1 rRNA gene is annotated in these 3,004 nt (G+C 52.1%); it reads left to right on the forward strand.

The annotated features are described in order from the left end of the window. The first annotated feature begins 86 nt into the window (after window positions 1-86). Window positions 87-3,001: ribosomal RNA gene (locus DFR57_RS18015) — 23S ribosomal RNA — on the forward strand. Window positions 3,002-3,004: the final 3 nt, after the last annotated feature.

The following is a 3,004-nucleotide window of genomic DNA, read 5'->3' on the forward strand; positions in this document are numbered from 1 at the left end:
CAATGTACCTTGAAAACTAGATAAGTAATGTATGACAAGACATCAAACAAAAACCAACGACTTTTTTAAGTATTAACGGTAAGTATAGTTAAGTGAAGAAGGGCGCACGGTGGATGCCTTGGCACTAGGAGCCGACGAAGGACGGGACAAACACCGATATGTCTCGGGGAGCTGTACGTAAGCATTGATCCGAGAATTTCCGAATGGGGGAACCCCCTACTCGTTATGGAGTAGGATCATTTACTGAATCCATAGGTAAATGAAGGCAGACCCGGGGAACTGAAACATCTAAGTACCCGGAGGAAGAGAAAGCAAACGCGATTTCCCAAGTAGCGGCGAGCGAAACGGAATCAGCCCAAACCAAAAAGCTTGCTTTTTGGGGTTGTAGGACACTCCATTGGAGTTACAAAGAAATGTGTTAGACGAAGCGACCTGGAACGGTTCGCCATAGCAGGTAAGAGCCCTGTAGTCGAAAGCACGTTTCCTCCGGAGTGGATCCTGAGTACGGCGGAACACGTGAAATTCCGTCGGAATCCGGGAGGACCATCTCCCAAGGCTAAATACTCCCTAGTGACCGATAGTGTACCAGTACCGTGAGGGAAAGGTGAAAAGCACCCCGGAAGGGGAGTGAAAGAGATCCTGAAACCGTGTGCCTACAAGTAGTCGAAGCCCGTTAATGGGTGACGGCGTACCTTTTGTAGAATGGACCGGCGAGTTACGATTCTCTGCAAGGTTAAGCTGAAGAGGCGGAGCCGCAGCGAAAGCGAGTCTGAATAGGGCGATATAGTAGAGGGTCGTAGACCCGAAACCGTGTGATCTACCCATGTCCAGGGTGAAGGTCAGGTAACACTGACTGGAGGCCCGAACCCACGCACGTTGAAAAGTGCGGGGATGAGGTGTGGGTAGGGGTGAAATGCCAATCGAACACGGAGATAGCTGGTTCTCTCCGAAATAGCTTTAGGGCTAGCCTCAAGGAACGTATGTTGGAGGTAGAGCACTGATTGGACTAGGGGCCCTCACCGGGTTACCGAATTCAGTCAAACTCCGAATGCCAATCATATAGCCTTGGGAGTCAGACTATGGGTGATAAGGTTCATAGTCGAAAGGGAAACAGCCCAGACCGTCAGCTAAGGTCCCAAAGTATACGTTAAGTGGAAAAGGATGTGGCGTTGCCCAGACAACCAGGATGTTGGCTTAGAAGCAGCCATCATTTAAAGAGTGCGTAATAGCTCACTGGTCGAGTGACGCTGCGCCGAAAATATACCGGGGCTAAACGTATCACCGAAGCTACGGATTGATCTTACGATCAATGGTAGGAGAGCGTTCTAAGTGCAGCGAAGTCAGACCGTGAGGACTGGTGGAGCGCTTAGAAGTGAGAATGCCGGTATGAGTAGCGAAAAAGAAGTGAGAATCTTCTTCACCGAATGCCTAAGGTTTCCTGAGGAAGGCTCGTCCGCTCAGGGTTAGTCGGGGCCTAAGCCGAGGCCGAAAGGCGTAGGCGATGGATAACAGGTTGATATTCCTGTACCACCCAATTCCGTTTGAACGATGGGGGGACGCAGAAGGATAAGGAATCGCACGGATGGAATAGTGCGTGTAAGCAGTGAGTGAGTCAGATAGGCAAATCCGTCTGGCAATCACAAGCTGTGATACGGAGGGAAATTTAGTACCGAAGTTCCTGATTTCACACTGCCAAGAAAAGCCTCTAGTGAGGAAACGGGTGCCCGTACCGCAAACCGACACAGGTAGGCGAGGAGAGAATCCTAAGGTGATCGGGAGAACTCTTGTTAAGGAACTCGGCAAAATGACCCCGTAACTTCGGGAGAAGGGGTGCTTCTTGCATGAGAAGCCGCAGTGAAAAGGCCCAAGCGACTGTTTAGCAAAAACACAGGTCTCTGCGAAGCCGTAAGGCGAAGTATAGGGGCTGACACCTGCCCGGTGCTGGAAGGTTAAGGGGATGCGTTAGCTTTCGGGCGAAGCGTTGAACCGAAGCCCCAGTAAACGGCGGCCGTAACTATAACGGTCCTAAGGTAGCGAAATTCCTTGTCGGGTAAGTTCCGACCCGCACGAAAGGTGCAACGACTTGGGCACTGTCTCAACAAGAGACCCGGTGAAATTATACGATGCGTGAAGATGCGCATTACCCGCGACAGGACGGAAAGACCCCGTGGAGCTTTACTGTAGCCTGATATGGAATGTTGGTACAGCTTGTACAGGATAGGTGGGAGCCTTAGAAGCGTGAGCGCTAGCTTACGTGGAGGCGCTGGTGGGATACCACCCTGGCTGTATGGACATTCTAACCCAGAACCGTGATCCGGTTCGGAGACAGTGTCAGGTGGGCAGTTTGACTGGGGCGGTCGCCTCCTAAAGAGTAACGGAGGCGCCCAAAGGTTCCCTCAGAATGGTTGGAAATCATTCGAAGAGTGTAAAGGCAGAAGGGAGCTTGACTGCGAGACCTACAAGTCGAGCAGGGACGAAAGTCGGGCTTAGTGATCCGGCGGTACCGAATGGAAGGGCCGTCGCTCAACGGATAAAAGCTACCCCGGGGATAACAGGCTTATCTCCCCCAAGAGTCCACATCGACGGGGAGGTTTGGCACCTCGATGTCGGCTCATCGCATCCTGGGGCTGTAGTCGGTCCCAAGGGTTGGGCTGTTCGCCCATTAAAGCGGTACGCGAGCTGGGTTCAGAACGTCGTGAGACAGTTCGGTCCCTATCCGTCGTGGGCGTTGGAAGTTTGAGAGGAGCTGTCCTCAGTACGAGAGGACCGGGATGGACACACCGCTGGTGCACCAGTTGTTCCGCCAGGAGCATAGCTGGGTAGCTACGTGTGGAAGGGATAAGTGCTGAAAGCATCTAAGCATGAAGCCCCCCTCGAGATGAGACTTCCCATCAATTTAATTGAGTAAGATCCCTCAGAGACGATGAGGTAGATAGGTTCGAGGTGGAAGCGTGGTGACACGTGTAGCTGACGAATACTAATCGATCGAGGACTTAACTAAACA

Source organism: Saliterribacillus persicus, from assembly GCF_003337485.1.
GTDB classification, from domain to species: Bacteria; Bacillota; Bacilli; order Bacillales; family Amphibacillaceae; genus Saliterribacillus; species Saliterribacillus persicus.